Genomic DNA, 22,210 nt, shown 5'->3' on the forward strand with positions numbered 1-22,210 from the left:
CCGTTGATAAGCATCAACTAAGGCTCTGCTGTGTTTTTGGCTCTGCTGTGTTTTTGGCTCTGCTCAATACTTAGTTCATCATTAAGGTACAAGCTATACTCGCTGGTGTTAAGATTTTTTGCTTTATAAGCTTTGATTGTCGCAATAATCTCTTCCGTTTCCAGATGTTGCGTGGCGACCATTGCCATAAATTTAGGACAAACCACAGTATCTAATTTTTCATTAATCCCTTGCAAAGTAATTGCCGAACCTATCGCTGAACGCGCCAGTAGTTCTTTCTCATCTAAGCGACTAAATTTTTCTCTATCAATAGTGACATCATTTCTCAAGTGAGCAATATAAGCATTGATTGAGTCGAAATCTTTCGGTGTTTTCTCGCTCATCATGGCTTTTTCACCCAACTCTTCTAAATTATCGTCTGGCTTAATAATACCTAAGCTGATCCCTACACCTTTAATCGCCTCGCCCACTCTCGCTGCAAGAGTAAGCCCCATTTCAGCTATGGTTGTCGCCACCTTAGTTACAGCACTACCCAATATTGATACCGCAGAGCTAACCACACTACATGCACCTCTGACGACGCTGCTTAATGCCGAGCCTACACTACTCCAAAATCCCATAAACGACTCCTAATATTTAACTTTAAGATCCTTGCGAAAAACGTCATTCAAATTAATACATATTCTCTCTTGATGATGACTATTTAGCTTACAAAGAAAGTCATGTACAGATTTTTCCCGTATGAGCCTATCACTACTGTCACTTTGCTGATAACAAGTTAAGCAAATATACTGGTACATAAATTGCCAACCAAACTTATTGAGATATTCAAGTAAGTCTATTCTATCTTTCGATTTACCTACCGCAACATACCATGACTCAGCGACAGCCCCTTGTAAGAAGTCCGAGACATCGTCTGCTGAAGGTTTACTGCTTAACCACTCTAAACCTTGAATTAAACCCGTTGAATAGGCATCAGCGTAATATTGCAGGGCAATCTGCCGAATCTCAGTCGGATCAACATCTTGCTCGGTGGTGGTACTCAGCAACTCTTCTATCTGTACTTGCAGAGGTTTACTCATACCTGAACTCGATAAGATCACTCGACCCGGCTCAAGATTTGATAAAAAATCTTTCTGCTCATCAGATAGAGCCATGGTATTCCCCACCGCCTCTTTATCATCTTGAGCAAATAATTTATGAATGATTTTGGTACTGGTATTTTTTAAAACTTCGGGGGTCAATTTATTGGGAATTTGATCAATAATAATCAGTGACTCACCGTATTTACGCACTTCAGCCAGCATATCAGCAAAGGTTTCAACCCCTTGCTTCTTATTTGGACTATCACCGACTTCGAATTTTGTCAGCAAACGGTGTGCTTCTTCAATCAAGGTAATATGGCGAAATTTCTCTCCGCGCTGCTGATATTGCTTGTAACTAGCACGAATCGCCTCGTTAAGATTAGCTAATACAAAGCCCATGATTAGCGATTTTTCGCTTGGATTACGAATTTCTTCTAACTCAAGAATTACATTGCGTTGAACCAAGTCCGTAAAATTGATTGAACGTGGTGTATCGAGCATTAATCCTTTTGCGCCTATCAGCAAACCCTGTAAACGCGCTTTGATGGAACCGATGTAATCTTGTTTTAATCGGTCATCAAACCCCTGATCGCTAACCACGACTTCCGTCATGGCAATCAAATCACTTAAAGTAGGGAAAGCATAAATGCCATCAGCAAAGGGATCAGCGTACAACCGATTTTTCGAGGTCGCAATGTTCCAACCTTTCTCTTCGTAACAACGATAGATAGCAGCTTCAATCAATTGAGGGATTGCCGCCTCCATATCAAAAGCGGCCTCAATACTGGCTTTGATCATATCGACGCGAGAAGTAATATTCTCATGGGGGAAGAACTCAAAGGGATTAAGCCTAAAGGGAGCTACGTTATCATTGCCTAGGGTAAAAATAAGGATATCTTTATTTTTTTTCGTCAATACTCGATATTCAGTTTTAGCAGGTTCAATCACCAAAAAAGGTATTTGAGCTGATTCGAGCAAACGGTGACAAGTGGTGGTTTTTCCACTGCCCGTCACCCCGGCGATAAAAATGTGCTTATCCAATTCACGTTTATCCATAAATACTTCTATCGTTTGTGGCAAGCCACTTTTAACGAGGTTGCCTAAGAACAAACGGTTTTGGTCATCGATTTGTGCATTAACATTTAAACCAAACTCAACCTCTTCTTTAAGAGTTAAACCCACCACCTCTTTTTGTGGTAATCCAGCGACAACACTGAGCTCTTTAGTCGATAACCAATTGCAAGCATAACGATTAAATGGACTCTTAGATAACAGCAATGCTAACTGACTTTCACTGCTGGTGATTTTCGTTTGCTCCGCCTCACGAATTTTTAATATCGGCAATTGAAAGTTTCTCACCGAATTAATCTCGTGATTATCCGTTACTTTTCGAATCTGTAGTGGTGACTTATTAGTTTCAGCCCCTGAAAAAATTGATCGTGCGGTATTACCTAATTTCAAAACACTGGCAACGGAATTAGCCAACAAATAAATGTTGGAGAGATACAAGCCCTTATTCTTCCCAAGCTGAACCCTTTTTAATAACACTTCATCAATATAGTTCAGCCACTCTTGGATACTTTTATCAGTAAAATCCCTTGATTCACTGGATGATGTTCCGCTTTGTGTTGAAGTATTGCTGCCGGTATTGATTGCGATAGCTTTTGAAACTGTCGTACCTTTGCTTGTCGCTTCAGAACCACTTCTATATTTATCATGATCAGTTTCTGCGGCACTTTTTGAGGTCTGTTTACTACTCCCGCTGTCTGAAGTTCCACTCGTCACCGAGACTGATTTACCGGTATTTTGCGTAATACTGAGGTTATCATTGGTACCCGTGGAATCAGTAACTGTTTTACCTTCCGCTTCACCAATACTCTTAGACTCGTTTTCTCCGCTTTGAATACTTTTCTTTGCTAATGGCATCAACTTATCATAAATATTATGTAATTCGCTTTCGATCTTATTGATCTCAAGTAATGATAACGGGTCGGCAAGTACCGCTAGGCAAAACTCATCGCCACTCATAATATCCACTAAGCGATCTACGCCCTGAAACTGCTCATTATCTTCATGAACGTTGGGGACACCTTCTAACTTAGAAATATGTGTAAAACTGCCAATAATATCCTTTACTTCATTACGCTGTATTTTTTCTAATTTTTCAACAACACTGCCTCGAAAATTCCCCTCCAACGAGGGTTTCAGGATCATTTCACCAATATCATCCACTTCGAGAGACAGCGAACCTCGATGTCGCTTGTTTTTAGCAATACCAAAATAGAAGTTTACTTGTTTTTTGTTCCCCAAAAGAAGATAGGTAAAAATAACCCCCTCGATAGCTAAGGCATTGAGCACATTTTCAAATGCTTCTTTACGTGGTGAATCTTCATCAAATGTAACTTGCTTAATATGATAAAGTGAAAACTCATGACCTAATATTTCAACTGGTGGCTCAATATTCGATGGAGCGAGCCAACCCGCCGCCGTATTTTTTAGCAGTTCAATTAGTGATTGTTTAGACATTACTGGTTCTCTAACGTAAGTTAATCACGGCGTCTTCAGCCTGTTGACGATCTAGTTCTGGATCGACGAATTGATAAGCACTCACCAAAGCTTCACTGTGCCGTTGCGACTGCTCGATGGTTAATTTATCACTCAAGTACTGCTCGACGTCATCGGCACTTAACCCACTTTTTGCGTAAGATTTGACTATGGCTAAAATAAGTTTTGGCTCTAACCCTAGCTGGCTAACTGTTCTTAAAAAAGGCAGTGATAGCTCTGTACCAATAACTTCACCAACACCTTTTAAGGCAATGGTTGCGCCGACTACATGGCGAATCGTGCTATCAACAGGATCTTGGCTTAACTTTTCACTATCAACCTCAACCTCATTTCTCAGATAATCAATATAATCATTAATCTGCTCAAAATCCTCGGGGGTTTTATTGGCCGCCATCGCCTTAGCGCCTAACTCTTCAGTGCGTTCATTGGGACGAAGCACATTCGTAGTGAGACCGATCGCTTCAATCGTTTGGAGCACCTTGGGCAAATGCTTACCGAGCGTTTCAATCATTATTGGCACATACTTGGTGATCATTGGTCCAAGTGTGGTGGCGAATTTACTGATTGCGACAATAACACTGGTAATGATGCTGGGTACCATTGGTGGAATAAATAACATTTTTTTGCTCCTATAGTTCAATATGTTGAATATCGCTTAAGTAAGTGCCCTCAGCTATGTCATTCGGTTGGGCAATGACATACTCAATATCGCTAGGGGAGACAACTCGCAAATAGACTGATGCATTCTCATCGGTCAATTCCAATTTAACCGTCTTTTTCTTGATGCTCGGATCGTTAATCACCACTTGACCTGTACTACAACTTGGCTGTTCGGTATAGAAAATCTCAAACTTTTGGTAATCGGCATAGGTGAATTCAACCCATTGATTAAATGTAATTTCACGGTCAATCAACGGTTTAAATTTCCCTTTACGCGCTTCACCTAAATAATATTTGAAACGAATATCTTGCTCACCAAGATTGTGATCCATAACCTTAATTCGCCCCCCTTCACGGGAAGTGATTAGTCCAAATGCCACACCGGTTTTACCCGTAGGTTTTTCAACGTTATTTTTATCGGCGCCCAAAGGAGGAAATAATTCAAAACGGCTTAGACCATCGCCAAGCTCCATCTCTTGATGCTGGAGCGCAATATGCTTTTCAAATAGCTGGTTTACAAAGCGAGATTGACTGGAGTTACCCGCCAAGAAAATTTTCACACTATCGATATCCGACAGCATTTGTTGACTATTACTGAACGCTAATCGTAAAGCCTCAAAAAAGTTGACTACCCCACGTTCAATGCGATCCGATAAAATTTGCTCCAACTGCTGCACATCAATATCGAGCGCAAAAGCAGAATGCTGCACTCCATCTTTATCGGTTAAGGTGACAGAAAGCTCACCTGAAGCATCAAACTCAAAATCAGCATGTTCTTCCCAAAAAGGTCGTAAGGCGATACAAAGCTGTTTGGTATTAGTTCTGGCTTCTTGTGAACTACTGATCAACTGCTCGCTACCGGCAAAGACGTCTTTTTCAGGGTGCTTGTCAAATTGAATACCGTTTTCCAGCAAGCGAGTTTTATTAGCTTTAAATACCTCAAAAGCCAGCAGCTCCAGTAGGTTCTCTCCACCCAAAAACTTATCACCACCAGCACCAAAGTGCTCTATCACATAATCAAAGCGGCGTTTGTCTCTCGCATTAGTAGGTTCATGATAGATACCAAAATCGAAATCTGTCGTCCCACCGCCAAAATCAAACACACTGTAGAAAATACGCTCTTCACTCTCAGGTTCGATGTCATATTCTTGCAAGGCAGTGAGCGCATAAGCAGCCGGTTCGCTAGCTCCTTTGCTCACCGACAATTGATTAATGGTCTCTTGACCAAGTTCTCCCGGCAATGATTTAGCAAGCCCCTTTCTAAAGCTCTCGATAATCTTATCTCTCACCGCCATTTCATAGGTCACCGGGAACGACATGATGTAGTCGATAAAAATACCGTTGTTAAGGTTATTGATGTACAATCCCAAGTAATAGGCATAAATCTCAATTGGGTTAAAATCTTGATCGGTTAACTCTAAAAACGGCGGCAAATCGATCACTTTACCGTGTTGGCCAACGATTTTAAGTTTACGGTTTTTATCCCCCGCCCACTGCTTGATCGCATCGAGAAAGGTATTAAATTTACTCGATTCACTGCCTTGCATGGAGTTTTGTGCGGTATGTGAAATAGTTAGATCTCGCCAACGAGTGTCCGGTTTATATGCTTGGGCGCAATATGCCTGAATAAAAGGTTCGAGATGGATAAACTCCATAATGGTTGGATTTTCGTAATGATGAGCAGCAATCTCTTTACTTAAATCACCAGTGCCGATACGCATGGGGTGAATGGTCACATTGTCTTTTTGATACACCACCACAGTACTTTTAGTGCCAAAATCAATGGCCACTACACCATCATGGATACTACTTTTCGGGTCACGCGCCACCATCTGACTAGGTAGATCAATCGAGATATAATCCTCGGTATTCAGTTCATCTTGCCATAATGACCAATGGCCTAATTCGGTATCTTGGAGCATTTTCGAATGGTACGGCTGGATATCGGCGCGCTGGGTATCTGCTTGCAATAGTGTATTGATAATTTTGTTATCTATATACTGAGCGATCAGTTGATCAGCAGCTGATTGCCCAGTGGTAAACAGATCAGGTTTATCGTAATGAAACAGTTTAAGTAATATAACATAAGCTTGATTGTCCACCATTTCCTTGATCATAAAACCACACTGTAATACATCAACCAATAAACCTTTATTGGTGATATAACGACTACCGTAAGGCAAAAAAGGAAGTGGATGTCCTTCAGCACTTATATCTCCCAACAATCCAGCACTTATATCTCCCAACGATCTTAAATCTGTATTAAAACAACGACACAAGTGATTCTGATAATACAAGTAATCACAAGTATACGTAGGCCTGCCATTGCTTATTGCAAAAGGTGCAGTACCTAGACGAGTTAAACAGAGTAACTCCTCCTTATTGGGAATTGACCATTGATTAATGGGATCGGAAATAACGGAATTAATATCCTCTTCGATATGAGCAAGTTCTGTTCCTCTGTCATACTTTCCAAAGTTGCTCATATTCTTTTTGATCAACCAATATCCTTGGGCTTTTTTATCAAAGTAAATCTCATTCTCTAAGCACACCCATCGCTCTGCGGCTAATGTTTGCTCTAGCGAGTGGTAGCACTCATTAAGTAGTTGAGTAATTGGGTTAGTCGTTTGACTCTGCTCGAGAAACAGCTCTACCGCTTGTTCAATGAGATTTTTCGCATTTTTTACCGGGTCGCTTTCAAAGCCAAGTTGGGCAGCGAATTCAGGTGGGACTTTCCATTGTGATACTAATTTCGTTTTCATGCTGTTCTCTATATATGTTCTGCTAATCGGTTTCATTGACTACTCATTATCTCTACCCCCCACACTTGGTCACCAAAGCTGTTTAGCCAGCGTTCCAATTGTTTGGATTGAATCACCGTGGCGCAGATGTGGAAATGGTTGTCATATTCTTCGACGGTTTGATCGACGGCTAACGGTGTTTCCAACAGGTGAAAACCGGCGGATTTAGCGATATTAAACTGCACTTGGCAATACTCTCCTTCGCCAAAGCCAAAACGCCCATCACCATCGTATTGGCTGAGGCGAAACTCTTTCGGCCGTACAAAACTAAAGGTTGACACTACGGCTTTACTGATGCGATGCAATGCTAAGCTACGCTCATTGTCATAACCATCAAAACGGCAAACTAGATATAACCGATGCCCTTGCTGAGCCAGACCTAATGGCAACACTGTGGCGGATTTCTGCTCTTGTTTAGCATTGTTATAACTAATGTTAAGCAAGCGATCATGAAATAGAGCTTCACTGACCGCATGAAATACCTCGCTGTCAATGGTCGGTGGTAGTAAGGGCTGCGTTTCACTCACTACACGAACTTTTTTTAACCACTCGCGCTCTTTGTTGTTGGTTGCTGTGGGCGCTAAGGTATATTTTGCTTCACGGAAAAAACTCTCCAGCGAAACGGCTAGATTGGCTGGTAATAGTTTGGCTAAATAATCTTCCGCTAGGCAGAGCAACAACGCTTCGGAAGGCGACAATTTGGGTAAGCTGAAGCCATGGCTATGTTTGCTCCATCGGTAGCCGTAAGGCTTGGTACGTTCATCTCTTTCAATATCAAAATGCTGAGATAGAATATCTAACGTGCGCTGTATGCTACGAAAATCACGCTGAATCTCGATCGCCAGCAACTGCTGATGAATTTCACTAGCGGTAATTTGACCAATTTTGGGAATGCGTTTTAAAACTTCAAACGCAATATGTAACGATTCTTGGGTCGATGCTCGTTTCGCCATACTCATGCCATTTTACTGAGGTTACGGGTTTAGTTAATGATTTTGTAATTTTCACTCACTTTGAATGAGCAGCACTTGAGGCAGCGATGTGATTTACAAAACTCACGTTGACACTGCAAGCAGAGAAAAAACCGAGCTCGGTAGATCATCATGGCGACCTTATATTACCTCTGTTGCACCAATACAGGTTATACCCAATATGCAAGGCTAAGTTAAGCAACAGAGCGGATAATTATCGTTAAATTGAGAATAACGTGAGGCAAGACAAATTGTGTCGCAGCTAACTAAAACGACTCACGTTAAAATTTTCTAAACAGCCCTGCTATTGCTTTTTCTACCGTTGATGCTGCTTCTCTCTTTAACGTGTGGCCGCCACATTGAGGACATTCATTAGACAAATCTTTTGGTGACAATACATCACTTTTTGGCGCTCGCACTGAACTCCAGTTACACTGTGGGCAAACCAGTTTATAAGGTTGGGGGGCTTTGTTGCGTAAAAGAATAATCCACTTCACCAGTCATTCCTCAAGAGAGGATAAGCCCACTAAAACCTTATGTGCTTGGTAGATAGATGAAGTGACCTAAGAATTTTATTCTAAATGTAGGTAACAATTCTGCGTGAAATCACTATTACGCAACAAAGCCAGGTTGGGGGGGAAATGGCATTGTATACTCCTTTGCTACGACAAAAGCTGAGGTTATTTGTAATAAATGAGTTAAGGAAGTGAGCAATACCTAATCCCGATCACCAATTTTAAATTTGCTATTATCCCACCCAATCATCAGCAAGCCATCATAGTTCGTAGCGCAGAAAGTCGGCTACCTCTCGACCCGTCGATAACATACAGCATGACAATAGCGAACAATCAGAAATCAACAGATACCGTCACTTTTATTGCTTCCTTTGATTTTTCCAGTGACTTTTCAATAGCAGAAACATCGAAACGAGCTTTATAAAATTGAGCCACAACTCCAAGCTTGGCTGTCATTGATGAATCAAACATTTTCTTCACATCTTTGGTCATATCCAAAGTAAAATGTTGCTGTATGAGCTGATTAGAAGGAAATGAGCGCATATCACGGATACTTCTAAATAAGTCGTCACGTATCAAACCATTCTTAGTAAGAATCTCATCAGCAGCGGTTAAATCAGGTAAACTACCGGTAGCTTTTGCCTTCATCTCTATCATTTTCTTTTTCAAATTTTCAGTTGAACTACGAGCACTGTAATTCCCTCCTATAACACCACTACCGACAGGCATCTTAAGCTCTGCAGAAGCAGAGTATTCGGCGGATGAATCCGAATCAATCAAAATGGATTCAACACTATTAACGGACACCTGCTTAGCCCCCAGAGCCATACATAGTAACTGCCAAAGCATAAATTTTTTAAGCGTTACATCTTCATCAAAGCAATCTATTGGTGAAAACTGGTTAGAATACTGAGTTTTCACTAATACATTTCCAGGCCGTATATGTTCAACATCCATAAGTAGATGAAGTTTATTAATAGCGTTTTCATCTATTATTGACAGATTAATAATCTGCGTATCAAGTGACGGTTGCTGAAAATATTCATACTTTGCAATAGAAGCTTCTTTTAGCTCACAAAGAAACTCATTGTCAACAAAGAAAACTTTCTGCGTGATAGGTTTAATCATTATTTTTCACTCTGTTAAAGAACACATGCAAAAGAATCAGAAAAAATGGGAGACATAGAATATTACTCATCACCTTAACATTTTCATCAAACTTTGGAGGAGTTACCCTTCCCATTTTTCGTACCCCCTCATGAATCAATTCAGCATACAGATTACGTTCAGAATTATACACATTAAACAAAACCTGAATTGGTGCCCAACGACCAGAGTCATCAAGAGTTAAAGGTATAATGGTTAACAAGCAATCACCATTCAGCAATATACGAAACGAAACTCTTGGGTCTGATACCAACCAGCTACGCCCCTTTTCCGCAATTTTATCGATACGCTGAAGCATCATTGCCCGACAGGGATCAGAATCATCAATATTATTAATAACATCAATATGATATGCATGCTTACAAATGCTATCACCAGAGTTGTCCAGCGTTTGAGCGTAGAAAAAAACGCCCCCTAAATGGTTATTTGCAATCATTAATAATATCCTCAATCAACTTACAAGAACTTTTATTATCGTGAAGATTAACTGTGTATATTACACCCTGACAATCAGACAATTCTTCGTAGATACGCCTCATAGCATCATCATTTACTACTACATTATTAACATCCGCAGGAGAAATATCTTTCCAACGGGACTCATCCAGATGTGTCCCAATAATTTTTACTCTTTTATCTTTCCCTTCTGACTTAATCTTATCCACCGTCTTTTTAATATCTGATTTGACTTTCGATGAATAATTTTCATCTGTTTTACTCAACTTATTTAGGTCAACGATATAGAAAATATTAGACTTACTTTCCACCTCTTTAAGCCAATCATTTAAGCGATCACGACTGCCAGGTAAGTCAACTAATTCTTTAATTATATAATTTTTCTCATCCCCACCCTTGAGGATAATATTTGTGTGAAGCACCTTGGATGTGGTTTGCTTCTTATTGTCCGGAGTAATATCTTCATCTTTTAGCCTTGAGATGAATGTTGTTTTTCCTGAATCCGGCTGCCCCCATACTGCAAAATCACCAAGATTATGATTATTATTCTCATCTGAGTCATCGTCAGACCAATACTTGTAAGCAGCTGCTGCTGCTGCTGCTGCAATTATGAAAGGAATCATCAATACCTCCAAATACACATTTCTCTCATTAAATCAAATATTCAACTTAATTTTTTAACACCTTATCTTGACTAATGCCGCTAAGAGAATGTGATCTGCCTCAGCAATACTGGACACTTCATTAAGCGACATTTCGATTTGCAAAGTTAATCGGACTTAGATACCCAAGAGCACTACGCCTCCTTATCCAATGATTAATCTAACCTCTATATATTCTTTATCACAATATGATCGGTTTTAGGATCTATAAACTCCGGTGTAACCACTGGTTAAGCCGCTTCATACCTAGCAATGATTGTTTCAAGCGGTAGATCTTTTTCACGGATCATCGCCACAACAGCTACAATATCCTCATTTTGATTAATTGCCATAGCTTGCTGAATATCCTCCATCAGACTTAAAGCCTGCGTTTTACTCAGTTTACGCAATAGATTGATGCGGTTAGCTTGCGGTAGACTCATTAGCAGTTGGGTGCTATCCGAAACTTTACTTGGTGACTCACAGCTTTGCGGTAATGCCTCAGATACAACCGATAGCGCAGACAACTGGCATTGATTAGGCTCTATTTCGGTGGCAGAAGCGGTATATTCTCTAGACTGCTTCTTACGTTTATATGCCTCTGTCAGAGAAACAACTGGTTTACCAGCCTTTATAGAGTATAATCTTCAACCAATCCATCATTTATAGCATCCACATCAATTGGCTTACAGCCAAGTAGATCGACATAATAAGCCAGACTGGGTAACATAAAATTAAGGTGCTTGATAATCGCCTTTTCAATGGCTTTCATCTCTTTGGGTTTTATGTATCCACCCTGCTTACGAGCTTGCAGCGCTAACTTAATCGAATGTTTCACTGTATCCAGCCAGTATACCGCTAGACCATCGACGGTGTTTGTCGCTAATACCTGAGATTCCTCATGGGATTTTATTACCTTCACTTGGGTTCTCAGTGATTTAACGCAAGTTTTAATCAATTTGTCGGAATATATAGTCGTTATTACCGATTGAGGAGGCTCCGCTATCGCCAACACAGTTTGAGGTTCGGTTTGAGCCGCCCGACACTCACGTTTAACTTCTGCCATAAAGTTATTGATAGACTTCATATCCGATGGCGTTGAACCGGTATAAAGCGGTTTGGAGACACCGTCTATAAGTACTTTAAGATGGTTGTTTTGAGTACGTTCATAAGAGAATGGCGTATGTACACCGAGAAACTCAGATAAAAACCGGATAACCCGTTTTTGATACTGACTGTAACTGACTTATTTACACATACCTGACTCTCCATCAAAATGTTTTTGAGAGGCATAGTAATGAAATGTCGATTTTTTTGCCGCTTTCGCCAGTTGCTCAGCCTCGGCACGCGCCTTGGCAATGCGCTCTAGTAGCTTATCGGCAGGCTCGTCGCTTGGGTCTTGCGCCACCAGCTCACCACGGAAGGCTTTGGCAAGAATGCTTTGCGTCAGGTTATCCACCCATACTTGGGCTTTTTTTACTTGCGCTTCAATGGTGTCGGCAAAAGCGAAATATTGGTCTACAAGTCGAACGATTTCGGTTTGTTCTTCGATAGGAGCTTTGGGTACATCAATATCTAGTAAAGCCTTCTGCCCAATATTACGCATAGACATTTGATTTCCTGTAGATCTTGACTCGATTTCGTTACGGCCATCAATAGAACAAAGAAACATACAAACCCATGGTTTATCTTCTTCTTCCATAACTAAATGTAGAACTTTATCACTTAACATAAGGTTTTTAGTTACTTGATGAACTATTACAGGGTTACCTAATAACTCCATTGTGTTTGCTCTAGAGATCAAAAAGTCACCAACATTAATCCTGCGTGACTCAATAAATAGATCTTGGCTAGGGAGAGTTTTACTTTGTTCTTCATCATAAATACCCCAGGTCACAGCACTAATCTTAATAATTCCGTATTCATTATTTTGTGGAGGAATTTCAATACATTTAAGATTCTTACCAGCTTCAATTGGGCTTTGTTGCGTAATTCGAGGGAACTAAATCAGAAGGTTGCGATCTGATCGGCTAAGTAAGTTAATCATCCTAGTCTCATTTAGGCAGGTTTAAGAGAGTAAATGGTTGAATTACCCCTGCCAGATATAGGCCAGGTGCTTATTAGACATACTACCATACATGTCGGGTGCTATGTATCGCCAGCTCAAGGCGGATAGATATTCTATCTGTCTTGTCTGAGGTATCCCCAGAAATTCATTAGCTAAAATAAAAAGTTAGGCGATTAGGGAACATTCATGGCGTTTCCCGATCTGATCTTTCGCCAAAAACATCTAACCAAGAGTACCGCCATGAATGTTAAAACTATGCTCGCTGATTTCCTCCGATTTGTCACCCCCCAAACCATGCATAAAGCCCGATTTTCTGTCCTACTAGACGCGGTTACTGCGCTTGCTAAAGATGCTCGTTGCACCGTTACAGCTATTGGGCGTGCTATGCCAGGCTCGTCGGATAAAGTCAGCATTAAGCGTGCAGACAGATTACTCAACAATGCCAATCTGCAACGGGAACTGCCTCTTATCTATGCGGCAATGACCAAATCTGTCGTGAGCAGTAAATCTCAGCCGCTTATTTTGGTTGACTGGAGCAACGCCGATACCGCGAAACGGCATTTTATTCTGCGGGCCAGTATGGCCACTGATGGCAGAGCACTCACGCTATTACAAAAAGTGGCGGCGGCAGAAGACTATAGTTGCCCACATGTACACCGCGCATTTTTAAAACAGCTCAAGGCCATGTTACCCAAAGACTGTAAGCCGGTTATCGTCACCGATGCGGGCTTCAAAGTGCCCTGGCTTAAGCAGGTACGCAAATTAGGCTGGCATTATGTCGCCAGAGTCAGAGGTAACGTGAAGCTTAAACTGGCAGAGCAAACAGAGTTTATGACCGTCAATGTGCTTTATAAAAAAGCTCGCGCTACCCCCAAACACTTAGGCACAATCGTGCTGACTCAGACGCAGCAGTATGAAACCCGCGCTATTCTGGTTGGTAAAGGCTATAAGCTATTAAAACGAGACAAAAATAAGTCTTACAAAGAACCCTGGTTGTTGGTTTCATCGTTACCTGAGTGTCATGACTATGCGAATAAAATCGCTAAATGCTACAGCAGCCGAATGCAAATTGAAGAAAGCTTCCGTGACCAGAAAAGCCCGCGTTATGGCTTAGGGAGTGACTTGCATGGCACCAAATCCAAATCACGTTTAAATATATTGCTGCTATTGGCGGCACTGGCAAATTGGTTCCACTACCTACTGGGGGCGGCAGGTGAAATAGCAGGCGTACACTTACGATATCAGGCTAACACGGTAAAAAGTCGAAGGGTACTTGCTCTGAATTTCCTTGGCATATTGCTTTGTAATGAACCTAAGCTGCCCATTCGTAGACAACATTATCAGCAAGGGCTAAAGCAAATCGTGCACTGGCTTGCTCAGTGGGACTGGGCATTAATCAAATTGGCAAAGAGTTGATATTATGGGGGAAATTTGTGGGGATCCCTCAGCTGTCTTGTAACATATCCATCCAGACATACCACACGGTAAACTGTATTCCTACACATTCTCTAGCCTTCCAGGGCGCAAAAAAAGCCCAATCTTACACTATGTAAAACCAGGCAAATTTATCGGTCTTATCTAAATAATACTAGCTGAAAGCTTACTAATTCAGTTATCAGTTTGCCAACTACCACCAAAAGCCTTAAATAGCGTGGTATATGCTAACAAGTGCTGACGCTTGGCATCTGTAACTGCAATTTCAGTATTCAATAGCTCGCGTTGATTGGCTAATAACTCAAAAGAACTTATCGCTCCAGCCTTATACTGTAACTGCGCCAGCCTGTGACTCTCTGCCAGGGCTTGATGTTGCTCTGTGTAAGCTTGTGCGCGTGTTGCCGAAATGTGAAGTAGCGAAATAGCATCTTGCGCGTCACCCACAGCAGCAAGTACTGTTTGCTGATAAGCGACATTAGCCTGCTCACGCTGCGCCTCTGCACTTTCTACCTGACGCGCTAAACGACCGAAATCAAATAGTGGCGCCGCTAGATTTCCGGCTACAGACCAATGCTCTGCACCTGAACTAAATAAATAACTACTGTTTAGTGCAGAGCTACCTCCTACAGCATTCAAGTTAAAGCTCGGAAATCGGGCGGCTTGCGCAATACCAATTCGGGCATTGGCGGCCTTCAGATTAGCTTCCGCCGCCCGCACATCGGGTCGGTTTAATAACAGTTCTGATGGAGTATGTGCAGGTAGCTTATCCGGTATACTTAAATCCGCCATGGAGCGCTGACCAAAACTCACTTTACTCAGCAGTTCCTGTGGACTATACCCGACCAGAATAGCCAGCGCGCTTTGACTTAACTGAAGTGTTTCTTGTAAATCGGGCAGCATCGCTGTTGCTCCAGCCAAAGCCGCTTTACTACGCTGCAGGGTCAAAGGGTCTGTAGCACCAAGCTCGTAGCGACGCTGCTCTATCGCCAGCGTTTGATTTAACGAATCAATATTAGCTTCAAGGATCATCAATTGTTGATGTATGGCCTGTACACTAAAGTAATAGCTGATAACATCAGCAGCCAGAGCTAACCTGACTGCGTCTGCAGCCAATATTGATTGTTCTAACAAGGCTGCAGCCGCCTCACGTTGCCGGCTTAAGCGCCCCCATAAATCAATTTCGTAACTTAACATTCCGGTCACGCTGTATTGGTTATTAACACTGTTCCCACCGGGGGAGGCAACCATAGCAGCAGCGGGTTGCTGTTCTCGGCTTACGGCAGCTTGTGCCGACAAGGTTGGCCAACGATTTGCCCGCTCAAAACCGAGTTCTGCGCGTGCTTGTTCAATACGGGACAGCTGCAGTCGCAAATTAAGGTTATCTTGCAACGCTCGTTCCACCAAAGCATTCAATGCTGGGTCATCGTATTGCTGCCACCACTTCTGCCAATCGGTTTGTTGCTCGTTACGCTGAGCGATAGGAGATAACCACTGATCTGGCAATGCGATATCCGCTTTTTCATAATCAGGCCCCATAGTACAGCCACTGAGCAAACTGACTGAAGCTATACTCAGCGCCACTAAAGTTAAATTTAAACTGTGCTTAGTCATGTTCAAATCCTTGCATAGCGGATGATTTAACGTTTCTACTGCGATACCAGCTACTGAAGTCTTCTAACACTTTGTAGGCCAACGGCACAAAGAATAAAGCCAGCGAACTGGCGGCTATCATGCCACCTACTACCACAGTACCAATCTCCTGACGACTCGCTGCCCCAGCACCTGACGCAAACATCAGTGGTAAACATCCAATAATAAAGGTTGCAGCGGTCATGATAATAGCTCGGAAACGTTGGCGAGCGGCAGTAATAGCAGCCTCAGTAGAATTCATACCCTCTTTACGGTTTTGCGCCGCAAACTCGACGATCAAAATCGCATTCTTGGCAGCTAAGCCAATAAGCACTAATAAACCTACCTGAAAATAGACATCGTTAGGGAATCCCCGAAGCATTGAAAATAGCGCCGCCCCAAAAACACCAAAGGGTACGGCAGTAACAACAGCAAACGGCAAATTAATCCGCTCATACTGCGCAATAAGTATTAACACAACCATCAACAAGCCCAATCCAAAGGCTGAAGCGGCCGCGCCAGACGCTGCATCTAATTGATAAGCTTCGCCGACCCAGCCCATTTGAATATTAGCTTGATCGCGAAAACCGTTAATAACCTCATCTAGTGCCATTTTTGCTTGGCCGGAGGTATAGCCGGGAGCGGGATCACCCATAATTTTAGCTGCAGCGTACAGGTTAAAGCGATTCAACACATCAGCACCGGTCACGCGTTCTGCGGTAACGAGCTCACTTACCGGCACCATTGCCCCGCTATTCGCCCGCACATAGACCTCCCGCAGATTTTCTGGTGACTGACGATATTCCCCCTCTGCTTGCATATTGACTTGCCATAAGCGACCTCGGTAGGAGAAATCGTTTATGTAGCTGGAGCCAAAGGTAGTTTGCAGGGTGCTAAACAGCGAGTTTAACGGTACATCCATAGTTTGAGCTTTTTCGCGGTCAACTTGCAGCATATAGCGCGGTACATTGGTTTCCAGCATGCTACGCACACCGACTAACTCCGGCCGCTGATTTGCTGCCGCAACCACCTGCTGCGCAATATTATTGAGTGTGCCTGGATCAGCGTCGCCGCGTAACTGCATATAGCCTTCTACACCACCGGTTAAAGAAAGCCCCTGAATGGGTGGTGGCACAAAAACAAACACATTGGCTTCCTGCATACCAAAGCCCATACCCATAATCTTTTGTGCTATTTCCTGTGCACTTAACCCTGCACCGGTACGTTCACTCCAGTCTTTTAAATTTATAAAACCTGCCAACGAGTTGGTTCGCATCGAGCTGGTTAAAATGTCAAAACCTGCAAAGGCAATAAAATCCTCTACCCCATCCATTGCCAGAAATTGTTCTGACAGCTGATCACGAAACTGTTCACTGCGTGCCAATGAGGAGGCGGGAGGTAACTGCGCAACGGCCAGAGCTATACCTTGATCTTCAGCCGGCACCAAGCCAGTTGGCATACGGCTGACTAACACCACGGTAACAAGACTAAAACCGATAAAAAGGGCGATGCCAAGCAGCCAGCGCCGGATTAAAAATGATACACCAGCAACATAGCCATTCGTCAGCTTATCGAAAAACCGGTTAAACAGTACAAAAGGCGCCGAGACTTTATGGCTTTGTTTATCTAACAGTAAGGCACACATAGCTGGCGTTAATGTTAGTGCAACTACACCAGACACCACGACTGATACAGCAATAGTTACCGCAAACTGCTGATACAGCTCGCCGCTTAAACCGCCCAGAAAAGCCACCGGCGCAAACACGGCTACCAGCACTAAGGTGGAAGACAGCACCGCACCGGAAACCTGCTTCATGGTTTCGATGGCTGCATCTTTCGCTGTCATGCCTTTTTCAGCAATAAGTCGCTCAACATTTTCCATGACAATAATGGCATTATCTACCACGATGCCGATGGCCAACACTAAACCAAACAGCGTTAACATATTAATAGAAAAGCCTAACGCCAGCATGCCAGCGAATGTACCAATAAGTGATACAGGTATCGCCGCAACCGGAATTAAGGTGGCGCGAATATGCTGTAAAAACAAAAAGGTAACCAATACCACAAGCACCACTGCTACTAATAAAGTGACAACCACTTCATTTACCGAAATCTGAATAAATTCAGTGGTGTCATATGGGATTTGATAAGACAATCCGGCCGGGAATTGTTGCTGTAAATAGTTTAACGCATTGTGAATATTCTGAGCTGTCTCTAATGCATTGGCACCAGGCTGCAAATAAACCCCCAGCGGTACGCTGCCTTGGTTATTAAAGGTAGCAGAAAAACCATAATCTTGTGCTCCCAACTCTATCCGTGCCACATCTCCCAGTCGAATAGCATTACCTGTTTCGTCTGAACGTAGGATCACATTGGAAAATTGTTCCGGCGTAGTTAACTGGGTATCGGTGGTGGCTGTGTAAGTAAACGCCGTATCAGACGGGCTAGGTGTTGCACCAAAGCGCCCGGCAGCATACTGCGCACTTTGATCACGGATTACATTTGTAATATCTGCCGGGTTTAAAGCATATTCGGCCAATTTAGCCGGATCGGTCCAGATGCGCATTGAATAATCTTGTGCACCAAATAACGACGCATTACCTACCCCCTCTACCCGCACCAACTCATCCAAGACATTGAGCAGTGCATAGTTACTAATATCTAGTTCACTAATGCTGTTGTCATCAGAGTACAGTGCAATAAGCATCAAAATATTGCTGGAGCGTGATTCAACTCTCACCCCTAAGTCTCTTACTGCCTGCGGTAAGCGTGCAGTAGCCGCTTGCACCCGATTGTTAACATTAATAGTCGCTTGATCCGGATCGGTGCCCATTTCAAAAGATACGATAATTTGTAACATACCCGAATCGTTACTGGAGGTTTCCATATACAGCATATCATCTACGCCGTTTATTTCTTGCTCCAGTAGTGTCGCCACTGAGTTACTTAATACATCAGCGCTGGCCCCTGGGTAGGTTGCGGTGACCACGACTTGCGGTGGTACAACATCGGGATATTGCTCAATGGGCAGTGCCCTTAAGGCAACTATGCCGGCGATCATAATAATAATAGAGATAACCGATGCAAAAAGCGGTCGGTCAATAAAAAAACGTAACATAATTATTAGTCCTTGTTGGCTGATTAGCCGTTAGTGATCTGCACCGCAACACCATTGCGCAAGGCAACCTGACCATTAACCACCAGCTTATCGCCTGCTTGTAAGCCCGTGAGGACGACTTGTTTACCGTCGATAACCGGACCAAGAGTCACTTTTTTAGCTTCAGCCTGATTACTGTTATTGACGACAAAGACTTGTGGGCCTTCTGCCCCTTGGCTGATCGCACTGGGTTCGACTAAAATAGCCTGCTCGAAGTGCTGGAGATTCAGTGCGACACGTACGAATTGACCTGGCAGCATGTTATTATCGGCGTTATTGACAATCGCCCTTAGCAATACACGGCCAGTGGCAGGGTCAACGCTAGGCGCCTGATAATTTAGCGTGCCTTTTATTGCGAATGCTGCACCCTGCTCTGAGATGAATTGGATGTTTTCAACTGCAGCACGCTGCTCAATGGTATTATCGCGATAGCGCAACATATCAGTCTGCGGGATAGCAAAATGCACCTGAACCGGATCTATCTGTACCAGTTCAGTAAGAATTGCGCCTTGCGCAATCAGATTTCCTTCAGACACAGTTTCAACTTTTACTACGCCACTTATTGGTGCCTCTACTCTGGTATAACGCAGGTTTCGTTGCGCATCATTTAAAGCTGAACCGGCACGGGCAAGTCGCGCATTCGCTGCTGCAAACAGAGCCTGAGCCTGATCATATTCTCGGGTACTCACCGCATTTTCCCTAAAAAGCTCAGCTACCCTGTCCCATTCTCGCTGTGCTTGTAGCTGATTAGCTGTAGCTTCATCATGCTCTGCTGTTGCCGTGTCGAGCGCCAGTTGAAAGGGCTCTGGGTCTAACTGAAATAAGGTATGGCCTTTTTCAACAAAGCTGCCTTCTTCAAAATGTCGTTGTTGCAAAATACCACTGACTTGCGCCCGCACTTCAACCTCCCTGGCCCCTCTTACCCGGGCCGGGTATTGCACTTGGTAAGTTGCCGCTTGCGTCGTGACTTCTGCAATTGTTACCGGCATCGCTGGCGCCGCAGCGGCGCTTTTCTCTTCTGATGTTTCACCACCGCAGGCGCTTAACATTAAAACTGCACTTAACATACCAGCAATGTTAAGCCAGCTCAGGCTTTTTCTGCCTGACAAAGTTGGCTTGGTATTAAACGTCATAGGGGGTTTCTCCGTAGTTACAAAAAGTACAATGTTAAAAAACTTGTTACTGTCGCTGGATAAGCTTTAGCGGGTCGTCAATCTGCATAATGCCGTGTATATAAAATGAAAAAACTTGTTCTAACCGGCTAACTGCTGTGACTGGAGGCTGCTTTGCCATGGTCATATAGAGGCTACCGTGCAATAACTCACCACACAGTGAAGACATCTCTTCCGTGCTCAGCTCAGGTCTTACTGGGTAATGTTGCTGGATATCGGCGAAAATAAACAACCATTTATGAGATTCTTCATTTTTTAGCTGAAAATATATCGGCATAATTTCACGGCCAAACTCGGCGCGCTCATGTACAAAAAGTTCTATTGTTTCAGGATGCTGGTCAAAGTACTTAAGAAATACTCGCATCATTTCATAAAGCCGGCTCAGCGGCTCAAGATGGTTATCTCGCACGACCTCAAGACGACTGACTAGTAAGTTCAACTGATAATGCATCGCCGCTTTAAATAACACTTCTTTAGTTGAAAAATAGCGATAAACCGTGCCTTTACCAACACACGCCAGATCAGCAATCGCTTGAACATCGGCTCTCTGATAACCGCGATCAGCAAAAATTTGTGACGCGGCAAACAGAATCTCATCTTCTCGTTGCCCGGCACTCTTGTGTACCCGTTTAGGTTCACTCTCATTAATTTTGGCTTTCATATATCACTCTATTTGGTTAAGATAAATTTCGGACTGACCAGTCAGTCCGAAATTTAATCGTAGTTTAATTAGCATGTCAAGCCAAAGCCGTTGTTGGCTTAAATATGCAGATTAACTATTTAGGTTGCGAGCCCCCCTGGTTGGTCTCGAAGATACTGGTTTAGACATAGCTGCGTTGCTATGGTGTTGGCTATAACTTTGGAAACTCTATGTATATCTCTATGTTGCGATTGCTAGTTGGCTTGATACTCTTAATCTCAACGGCGTGTGGAAGCCTGGCGCTATGGTATCAATTATATGATTTCCCTTTTGCTGTAAGCTTGTTTGTCCTGACATGCTGGAGTGTCTTAGGTATCGCTTGTGTAATAACGCTAGGGTATAGATATCGGCGAAGAATGCGCAACTTGCTGATTGCTTACCTGCTCTTAGGCGCAATATTACTCATTTGGTGGCAAACTGTTACCCCCTCTCATCAACGTGACTGGGCTGATGATGTTGCTTATTTGCTTAAATCGGAGATGCAGGGTAACCAGGTTACGCTGTATAATGTACGTAATTTCAAATGGCGTAGTGAAAGCGACTACACAGCAAACTGGGAAACCCGCCACTACAATTTAGAGCAGTTGGTCTCAGCTGACTTAATTCTTTCCTATTGGATGGGGCCGCATATTGCACATACTCTGGTTTCCTTTGGTTTTGATAACGGCCAACAGCTGGTTTTTTCGTTAGAGATCCGCAAAGAGCGGCATGAGTCCTTTTCCGCCATAGGCGGTTTCTTCCGACAATTTGAGCAAGTGATTATTGCAGCAGATGAACGAGACATTATCCTAACCAGAAGTAATGCCCGCCAAGAGGACGTTTATCTGTATCCTTTGGCATTAAACCCGCAGCAACTTCGTACCCTGTTTTTGGGTTACCTGACAACGGCAGAGTCACTGCGCACCACACCGCAGTTTTACAATACCCTAACAAGCAATTGTACAACCATTGTGTTTGATCTAGCCCGCCAGATTGCACCAGGTATACCCCTAGATTACCGGCTTTTGTTGTCAGGCCATTTTGCCGAGTATGCTTATGAGCAGGGCGCTTTAATACCAGGTTATAGCTATAGTCAGTTACAAACTTCGGGTTATATTAATGTTCGCGCGCAACAAGCCAACGAAGATCCCAATTTTTCCCGTGCGATCAGAACTGATATAGCCGCAATTTCCAAAGAGGATTAGTA

The 22,210-nt window shown here is 43.1% G+C and carries 17 protein-coding genes and 1 pseudogene; 2 read left to right on the top strand and 16 right to left on the bottom strand.

Going from position 1 to position 22,210, the window contains the following annotated elements:
• Nucleotides 1–17 precede the first annotated feature (17 nt).
• The 12 genes and pseudogenes from FKQ60_RS17455 to FKQ60_RS02405 all read right to left on the bottom strand — a co-directional run.
• Nucleotides 18–620 (bottom strand): hypothetical protein, encoded by a 603-nt coding sequence (locus FKQ60_RS17455; protein ID WP_249374264.1) that lies wholly within the window; start codon nucleotides 618–620, stop codon nucleotides 18–20.
• A gap of 9 nt (nucleotides 621–629) precedes the next feature.
• Nucleotides 630–3,611, bottom strand: coding sequence for an ATP-binding protein (locus FKQ60_RS02355; protein ID WP_170905940.1), 2,982 nt, complete (start codon nucleotides 3,609–3,611; stop codon nucleotides 630–632).
• 10 nt (nucleotides 3,612–3,621) lie between these two features.
• Entirely contained in the window at nucleotides 3,622–4,269 is a 648-nt protein-coding gene (locus FKQ60_RS02360) for a hypothetical protein (RefSeq protein ID WP_170905941.1), read from the bottom strand.
• Between the two features lie 10 nt (nucleotides 4,270–4,279).
• Nucleotides 4,280–7,072: a molecular chaperone DnaK gene (locus FKQ60_RS02365; RefSeq protein ID WP_170905942.1), complete on the bottom strand. Its 2,793-nt coding sequence runs from the start codon at nucleotides 7,070–7,072 to the stop codon at nucleotides 4,280–4,282.
• A 32-nt stretch (nucleotides 7,073–7,104) separates the two neighbouring features.
• Nucleotides 7,105–8,064 (bottom strand): WYL domain-containing protein, encoded by a 960-nt coding sequence (locus tag FKQ60_RS02370; RefSeq protein ID WP_170905943.1) that lies wholly within the window; start codon nucleotides 8,062–8,064, stop codon nucleotides 7,105–7,107.
• A gap of 299 nt (nucleotides 8,065–8,363) precedes the next feature.
• The gene (locus tag FKQ60_RS02375) at nucleotides 8,364–8,579 is read right to left on the bottom strand and encodes a hypothetical protein (RefSeq protein WP_170905944.1); all 216 of its coding nucleotides are present in this window, start codon (nucleotides 8,577–8,579) and stop codon (nucleotides 8,364–8,366) included.
• Between the two features lie 351 nt (nucleotides 8,580–8,930).
• Nucleotides 8,931–9,725, bottom strand: a complete 795-nt coding sequence (locus tag FKQ60_RS02380; protein WP_170905945.1) for a hypothetical protein — start codon at nucleotides 9,723–9,725, stop codon at nucleotides 8,931–8,933.
• Nucleotides 9,718–10,200: a hypothetical protein gene (locus tag FKQ60_RS02385; protein WP_170905946.1), complete on the bottom strand. Its 483-nt coding sequence runs from the start codon at nucleotides 10,198–10,200 to the stop codon at nucleotides 9,718–9,720. Before FKQ60_RS02385 ends, FKQ60_RS02380 begins: the two co-directional genes overlap by 8 nt.
• Nucleotides 10,187–10,843 (bottom strand): GTPase, encoded by a 657-nt coding sequence (locus FKQ60_RS02390; RefSeq protein ID WP_170905947.1) that lies wholly within the window; start codon nucleotides 10,841–10,843, stop codon nucleotides 10,187–10,189. Before FKQ60_RS02390 ends, FKQ60_RS02385 begins: the two co-directional genes overlap by 14 nt.
• Before the next feature lie 269 nt (nucleotides 10,844–11,112).
• Entirely contained in the window at nucleotides 11,113–11,304 is a 192-nt protein-coding gene (locus FKQ60_RS02395; protein ID WP_170905948.1) for a hypothetical protein, read from the bottom strand.
• A gap of 188 nt (nucleotides 11,305–11,492) precedes the next feature.
• Nucleotides 11,493–11,783: a hypothetical protein gene (locus FKQ60_RS02400; RefSeq protein WP_170905949.1), complete on the bottom strand. Its 291-nt coding sequence runs from the start codon at nucleotides 11,781–11,783 to the stop codon at nucleotides 11,493–11,495.
• Between the two features lie 324 nt (nucleotides 11,784–12,107).
• Nucleotides 12,108–12,413 (bottom strand): annotated as a pseudogene (locus tag FKQ60_RS02405) (hypothetical protein); the annotation flags it as partial.
• A 756-nt stretch (nucleotides 12,414–13,169) separates the two neighbouring features.
• On the opposite strand from FKQ60_RS02405, the gene FKQ60_RS02410 reads away from it, so the two are divergent.
• Nucleotides 13,170–14,345, top strand: a complete 1,176-nt coding sequence (locus tag FKQ60_RS02410) for an IS4 family transposase (protein WP_170905349.1) — start codon at nucleotides 13,170–13,172, stop codon at nucleotides 14,343–14,345.
• 192 nt (nucleotides 14,346–14,537) lie between these two features.
• Here FKQ60_RS02410 and FKQ60_RS02415 read toward each other — a convergent pair whose 3' ends face one another.
• From FKQ60_RS02415 to FKQ60_RS02430, 4 genes are read right to left on the bottom strand one after another with little or no spacing between them, the layout of a single operon-like run.
• Nucleotides 14,538–15,974 (bottom strand): efflux transporter outer membrane subunit, encoded by a 1,437-nt coding sequence (locus FKQ60_RS02415; protein ID WP_170905350.1) that lies wholly within the window; start codon nucleotides 15,972–15,974, stop codon nucleotides 14,538–14,540.
• Entirely contained in the window at nucleotides 15,967–19,113 is a 3,147-nt protein-coding gene (locus tag FKQ60_RS02420; RefSeq protein WP_170905950.1) for a multidrug efflux RND transporter permease subunit, read from the bottom strand. The genes FKQ60_RS02415 and FKQ60_RS02420 overlap by 8 nt, the downstream gene beginning before the upstream one ends.
• Before the next feature lie 23 nt (nucleotides 19,114–19,136).
• Entirely contained in the window at nucleotides 19,137–20,285 is a 1,149-nt protein-coding gene (locus FKQ60_RS02425; protein WP_170905951.1) for an efflux RND transporter periplasmic adaptor subunit, read from the bottom strand.
• A gap of 46 nt (nucleotides 20,286–20,331) precedes the next feature.
• The gene (locus FKQ60_RS02430) at nucleotides 20,332–20,985 is read right to left on the bottom strand and encodes a TetR/AcrR family transcriptional regulator (RefSeq protein ID WP_170905952.1); all 654 of its coding nucleotides are present in this window, start codon (nucleotides 20,983–20,985) and stop codon (nucleotides 20,332–20,334) included.
• Between the two features lie 209 nt (nucleotides 20,986–21,194).
• On the opposite strand from FKQ60_RS02430, the gene FKQ60_RS02435 reads away from it, so the two are divergent.
• Nucleotides 21,195–22,208: a DUF4105 domain-containing protein gene (locus FKQ60_RS02435; RefSeq protein ID WP_170905953.1), complete on the top strand. Its 1,014-nt coding sequence runs from the start codon at nucleotides 21,195–21,197 to the stop codon at nucleotides 22,206–22,208.
• The last annotated feature ends 2 nt before the right edge of the window (nucleotides 22,209–22,210 follow it).

Source organism: Vibrio sp. A11 (assembly GCF_013048705.1).
Classification (GTDB): Bacteria; Pseudomonadota; Gammaproteobacteria; order Enterobacterales; family Vibrionaceae; genus Vibrio; species Vibrio metschnikovii.